The sequence below is a fragment of the Collinsella sp. AM13-34 genome (genome assembly GCF_003473055.1).
Classification (GTDB): Bacteria; Actinomycetota; Coriobacteriia; order Coriobacteriales; family Coriobacteriaceae; genus Collinsella.
Genome location: NZ_QRLE01000023.1, coordinates 25,200 through 31,839 on the forward strand (window position 1 = coordinate 25,200; position 6,640 = coordinate 31,839).

General features: G+C 60.2%; 4 protein-coding genes and 1 tRNA gene. 2 read left to right on the forward strand and 3 right to left on the reverse strand.

Annotated features, from left to right (window positions below; translation table 11 throughout):
* Window positions 1-31: 31 nt before the first annotated feature.
* Together DW151_RS08965 and DW151_RS08970 are read left to right on the forward strand one after the other, a co-directional pair.
* Window positions 32-937, forward strand: coding sequence for a peptidoglycan-binding protein (locus DW151_RS08965; RefSeq protein WP_199579934.1), 906 nt, complete (start codon window positions 32-34; stop codon window positions 935-937).
* 38 nt (window positions 938-975) lie between these two features.
* A tRNA-Gln gene (locus DW151_RS08970) sits at window positions 976-1,050 on the forward strand.
* An 876-nt stretch (window positions 1,051-1,926) separates the two neighbouring features.
* Here the strand turns inward: DW151_RS08970 and DW151_RS08975 are convergent.
* From DW151_RS08975 to DW151_RS10790, 3 genes are all read right to left on the reverse strand, one after another.
* On the reverse strand, window positions 1,927-4,119 hold the full coding sequence (locus DW151_RS08975) for a hypothetical protein (RefSeq protein ID WP_158571686.1): 2,193 nt from the start codon (window positions 4,117-4,119) through the stop codon (window positions 1,927-1,929).
* A gap of 183 nt (window positions 4,120-4,302) precedes the next feature.
* Window positions 4,303-6,192 (reverse strand): carbon starvation protein A, encoded by a 1,890-nt coding sequence (locus DW151_RS08980; protein ID WP_118335462.1) that lies wholly within the window; start codon window positions 6,190-6,192, stop codon window positions 4,303-4,305.
* A gap of 252 nt (window positions 6,193-6,444) precedes the next feature.
* On the reverse strand, window positions 6,445-6,640 hold a 196-nt coding region (locus DW151_RS10790), incomplete at its 5' end, for a hypothetical protein (protein ID WP_222847418.1).

Sequence of the window (6,640 nt, forward strand, 5' to 3'; positions counted from 1 at the left end):
GTACGAATCGTACGCCGAAAGGGGTTCGTTCATGGAACCTATTACCACGGGCATGCAGGGAGCAGCCGTCGAGGATGTTCAGTCCCGCCTTCTGCAGCTCGGTTACACCATCGATGCCGACGAGGTCGCCGACAAGCGCTTTGGCACCACCACCGAGCAGGCCGTTGGCACGTTTAGGCTCGATAGCGGCCTTGCGGCCGGTTATGCCGTCGATATCCCCTGTTGGAGCGCCCTGGTCGACGCCTCGTATAAGCTGGGCGACCGCACCCTGTATCTGCGCATGCCCAATTTCCATGGCGCCGATGTGCAGGCCCTGCAGCGCGCTCTCAACGTTTTGGGCTTTGCCTGTGGCGAAGACGACGGCTACTTTGGTCCGCATACCGAGGCCGCCCTGCAGCAGTTCCAGGAAAATGTCGGCCTGTTTGCCGACGGCATGGCCTTCCAGGACACCTACGCCTACATCAACCGCCTGCACCATGTGTGGGAGGGCAAGCCCTCGGTCACCGAAGCCGAGTCCCGCATCGGTTTTGCTCGCGCCGCCAACGTGCTCGAGCGCTTCCAGATCGCCGTTATCGGTGAGGACCCCATCGCACGCAGCGTTGCTTCGCGCATGTGGAACATCGCCACGGCAACGACCGACAACAGCGGCATGATGCTCTGCGACTCCGAGGTCCCAACCGACGTTGACCTGGTGCTCGAGATCGCAAGCGACGAGCTGCCCGCCGACGCCGCGCCACGCGCCACGATTGCCCTCGCCGAGTGCCACAACCTGGCCCAGCGCATCCGCACCGCCAATGTCGCCGCGCAGCAGAAGCCGGCTCGCATTCGCATTGAGCTCACGGGCATGACGCGCTACAACGGCACCTTCACGGCCAGCGACGCGCAGACGCTCGCCGTACGCCTACTCGACGGCGTTTGCGATGCCCTCGCAGATTAGGTAAACTAGACGAGTTGCTTTTGGGCAACACCACACATTGGGACGTAGTTCAACGGTAGAACTCCGGTTTTTGGTGCCGGCTGTTGGGGGTTCGAATCCCTCCGTCCCAGCCATTAAAACTGAGCGCCCTAAGCCCATAACGGCCCAGGGCGCTTTCTTGTGGGCAAGCGGAGGAATTCGAGCCCGCAAGGGTGCGGAGCTGAGGAAACGCGAAGCGTTTTCCAGCGCAGCACGCAAGGAGCGAAGCGACGCAGCGGGGCGCGGCCGCCGACCAGGCAGACGCGGAATCCCTCCGTCCCACACCAGCCAAGAGCCCCTCACGTCAAGCAAATCGAGCCAACGCCGCCAAGCGGAGGGATTCGAACCCGCAAGGGAGCGAAGCGACGCAGCGGGGCGCGGCCGCCGCAGGCAGACGCGGTGCCGGCACTTGGGGGCGCTCCTAAGTGCCGGCATTATAGGAACGTCCCCAAGTGCCGGCTCGGGACTATTTTCGAGGACCCTCCGAAGGACTGTGGCCAAAAAACGGCAAATATGAGTACTGTTACCGTTGTAGCTACATTATTTTCGTTAATAAAAGAAGATCTTAATGAGATTTATTCGCATCAAGGTCTTCCTTTAATGAACACTTGAGGAGATACGGCAGCTTATCTGCTCGATCGACACGTCAAATCACCTTAAATGTGGTCAAAATTACTGCTACTAAAAGAGTATCAGTACTCATATTTGATGTTTTTTGGCCACGGCTCTTTATAGACACCCTGCACAGCGACGGTGGTAGATTTCGGAACGTGTCCGTCAGCCCCGTTCCGAAAAGCGAGCCGCATGCAACGGCCAAGCCACGACAGGCCCCGGGAGAGCGGGGACACCGGCTTAGGTTTATCGCGAGTTCCGCACGAACAGGAGGCCACTTAATGTGGCCTCCGTCGTGAGCAGGACTGTAGAGCAGGAAACCTAAGCCGGTGTCCCCGCTCTCCCGGGGCCGGCGGAATTTAGTTGTTAAGCATGCGGTCGAAGCTTCCCGAGTCGCCATCCCGATAGTCGGCGGTCATCAGAATCTCCTGCGGAATGCGCCCGCCCTCGCGCAGCACATTGCGGAACTGCACGCGCGTGACCATGGGCAGATCCTTGATCGTCGCCGCCAAGTTCTGCGGCACGCCCTGGTTGGCAGCCGCGGGCTCGCACTCGCCGCCGGCCTTCACGCGACGCTTATGCTCGGCGAGCATGGCGCGGTACATGCCGGCATGCAGGCGAATCTCAACCACATTGGCATTGCGAGCCTGCTCGACGATGCGCGCGCCCTCGCGGTCGATATCGCCCACGTAGTAGACGTAGTTAAAGCGATAGCCGATCTCAGCCAGATAATCGTCCAGGGCATGCGAGACGCTCGCCTTGCATCCGCCGCCAAAAATCACGCCGCCCACCTTGATGCCAAAGAGCTTGGCGTGCTTGCGGCCACGCAGCAGCCTGACGATCTCGTCGTAGGTGTCCAGGTTCTCGACCATAATGAACGGCTTATCGGCGCCCAGCGTAAAGAAACCCGTAAAGTGCACGGGGCGGTTGGGGGCGACCTTGATCGCCTGCATGCTGATGCCCTTTTCGGTCATGCGCCTTATCAGGCGCTCACCGTGCTTGCCGTCAAAAGCCTTCTCGTCGTTAAAAATCTGGTAGGCACGCTGGCGGCGCGAGGCAACCGGCGTATCGGCACCTCGGTTCTGCTCGATCCAAGCCTGGATGATTGCGATTTCCTCGGCAATCTTGCGGTTGGACATCTCGTTGTGCTGAGTGCGCTGCGGAGCCTTTTTGCCGTCCTTGCCCTCGACCTTTACGATCTGTGTCTGCTGCTCCTTGATCTTAGAGAGCGCCGTAGGCGTAGGGACAACTTTGAGCAGCTGCCTGCCTAAAACGCGGGCAAGGGCAAACGCCGATACCTCGCCGTGGACGGCCGGCTCGGGCTGCTGGGCAGCAGCATCTACTGCGGCAGACTCCGGCTTCTTCTGAGACCTGCGCTTAGAATCGCCTTGGGAATTGCGCTCGCGCTTCGGCATAGACGCCTGCTTCTGCGGACGATCGGACTTGCTCTCCTTCGCCGGCTGGCGCTTAGGCTGCCCCGAAGAAACCTCGGCCTTCGCATCCTCGTCCTGCGGCGTGGTCTTCTCGGCTGCAGTCTCGGCATGGGAACTGCGGCCCCCGCGATGGCGACGGCGGCGAGGCCTGCTCGACGCGCCCTGCTCCGTCTGCCCATCAGTAGGCTGCTCGCCCTTGGCCTCGGCAGCAACCTCAAGCTGCGGCTCAACAGGCTTCTGTTCGCGAGCCGCCGGCTCAACGGTTTTCTCGGTTTGTTCGGCCTTCTCGGCCTGAGCGGTCGAAGCCGGCTCGCCCTTCTCCTGACGCCTTACGGGATACGCGCGCCTCGCAAAACCACGCCCGGGACGGCATGAACCCGGAGCCTTCTTGGCAGACTCCTCAACATCGTCTGCAGCCTCGGAAGGCTCTTCAACCTCATGCGCGACATCCTGCTGCGCAGCCTTAAAGTGGGCACCACGGCGACGCTGGGGCTCCTGGGCCTCCACGGGCTTTTGCTCCTTCGCGGGCCTCTGCGACTCGGCAGCAACCTCGTTCTCAACAGCCTCGGCATCCGTCTCACCCTTTTGAGCAACGGCACGACGGAAGCGCTCCTGCTGGGCGCGGCGCTGCGCATCGCGCTTGCCACCCCCGCCAAAACCGCCGCGTCCTGCCTTGGCCGTAAAGGCACGCACGACGTTCTCATCGAGCAACTCATCGGTATCGACATGCTCACGCGGAGCAACTTCTTCCACAGCAGGCACGTCAGCGGAATCCTCGACGACAAAATCTTCGACGGACTCGGCAGGCTGCTCCTGGGCATCGCGGATCTCGACATTGATGGTATAGAACGCCGGGCGCCCGTTAATGCCGCTGCCCTCGATCTTGGTCACGATATTTGCCGCGATAAGCTCATCGCGCATCGCCTTGGTGTCGCATTCCTTATCGACGGAGCGGAAAATCTGCGCCAGCGCGCTCGACTTAATCTTGAGCGCCTTGCGGCAGAGCAGGTCGTAGGCAACCAGCTTGGCGCGCTCGGCAGAAAGCGACGTCTGGCTGCTCAGACGCTCAGCCAGAGCATCGACATTGTTTTGATTATCGGAATATACCGTCTTGGCCACGGGGCCCCTTTCATATGCACACATATACGTCCATATGGTACAACGCACGAGCCTATCCACGCAAAACATCTGCGAGAACGCCCTTGCACCACCTGTTATCACAAGAAAAAAGACCGGGTCCGCTTGATTGCGGACCCGGTCTTTCCGAGTCAAATAGATGGGAGATTCAACCCGTCCGACCGACTAGGCCTTAGCGGCCTCGGCGTCGGCAGGAGCCTCAGCGGCAGCGGCGCGACCGTACTCGGCCTTGCCCATCTCGGACCACTCGGGCTCCTCGTCGGGCATGGAGCCGGCCTCCTTGCCGAAGAACTCCTTGAGACAGTTGACGGCAACGATGAGGCCCAGGACCATCAGCAGGACGGCGAAAACGAGCTGCAGGCCCTTGGTGGCGGCGACGGAGACGGCGGCCGTGGTGGCGGTAGCCGGGATGGTGCCGAAGAAGCCGTAAGCCTGGACAGCGGTCATGCAGCCCATGGCGCTCTGGACCAGCGAGGTGAAGGTGCAGCAGAGCAGGAAGGCGACGGGCACGTAGAGCATCCAGCCCTTGCGGCCGGTGCACTTGCAGAACACGGCGAGGGTGATCATGGTCATGCCGCCGAGCAGCTGGTTGGAAGCACCAAAGAGCGGCCAGATGTTGGCATAGCCGCCAAAGGCGAGGGCGAGACCGGGAAGCAGGGTGACGACCGTGGCGAACCAGGGGTTGCCGAGAACCTTCATGTAGCCGGCCTTGGACTCGATGACCAGGGCGTCGTTGGTCTGGGCAAAGAACTCGGAGAATGAGGTGCGGGCGATGCGGGCGACGGCATCGAGCGAGGTCAGGGCCAGAGCGGAGACGTTCATGGTCATGAAGACGGTAGCGAGCGTGCCGTCAACACCGAAGGCCTGCATACCGCGGGAGATGCCAGCGGCGAAGATCTGGAACGGGGTGGAAGCGACGCCGGCGTTGAGGGCACCGGTGCCGGCGGTGTTCATATCAGAGAACATGATGCCGGCGACGATGATGGCAAGGATGCCGACGAAGGACTCGACGATCATGGCGCCATAACCGACCTTGACGGCGTCCTGCTCCTTCTCGACCTGCTTGGAGGAGGTACCAGAAGAAACGAGGCTGTGGAAGCCGGAGAGGGCACCGCAGGCAACGGAAACAAACAGGACCGGGAACATCATGCCAGAAGCGCTGGAGAAGCCGGTAAAGGCCGGAGCGGTGATGGTGGCCTGGCCGTTAACACCCAGGACGACGATACCGAGGACAGCGCAGGCGATCATGACGATCATCATGATGGAAGTGAGGTAGTCGCGAGGGGTCTTGAGCATCTGGATGGGCATAGCGCCAGCGAAGACCAGGTAGACCATGACGACGGCGAACCACTGGAACTTATCCAGGTAGACCGGGAACTGCATACCGACGGCAAACATGAGAACCATGAGGACCACGCCGGCGACGAACTCGGTAGCACCGGTGAGGTTGAACTTCTTCTGGGCCCAACCAAAGGCGATAGCGACGAAGGTGAACAGGATGGAGATGGTACCAGCGCAGCCGGCGGCATAGGACTTGGTGAAGTCGATAGCACCGGTGGCAGCGCCAGAAGCGTCAACGACCGAGGTGAACATGAACGTCTTGCAGACCATGTCGGTGAAAGCGGCGATGACGATGATGCAGAACAGCCAGCAGAACAGCAGGAACAGGCGACGGCCGGTCTTGCCGATGTATTTCTCGATGAGCTGGGCCAGGGACTTGCCGTTGTTCTTCATCGAAGCGTACAGAGCACCAAAGTCGTGGACGGCGCCAAAGAAGATGCCGCCGACGAGGACCCAGAGCACGACGGGCAGCCAGCCAAAGGCCATGGCGACGATCGTACCCGTGACAGGGCCAGCACCGCAGATCGAGCTGAACTGGTGCGAGAACGCGGTAAAGGCGGAGACGGGCGAGAAGCTCTTGCCGTCCTTCATGCGCTTGGCCGGCGTGAGGGCCTCTTTGTCAACGCCCCACTTGTTGGCCAGCCAGCGGCCGTAGCCCAGATAGCCACAGGCGAGCACCGCCGCGGCCACAACCATGAGCAAAACTCCGTTCATTACATTTCCTCCTCTAAAAAGAACTTCCTAGACATAAAAAATGAGGGCCGTCGGTTGCGCTCGACGACCCTCATCTTCATCAGCCGCCCGTTATCGTACGGGCTAGCTGTATGTGCTAACCCGCATCAGATAATTACTACGCTGATAATGTTTAGCTGATGCGTGAACATGTCTAAGAAATCCTCTTCAATCATGATGTGAACGATCCGTGCGTGTTCACATCCCCCAGTGGTTGAAAAGGAGTATGAAACTTTAGTTACCTAAAGTCAACGCAAATTTGTAATGGATTTTCAACTTTTTTGAATTTCTCGTTATAAAACGCCACTGACCTCGGACTTTACCCAACAAAAGTTTTTGCATGGGAGATACCCCTCGGGAGCCGCGGGAGCCGGGCGGCGCATATGAACTTTCCTGCTCTACAGTCCTGCGCAAGACGGAAAGCACATTA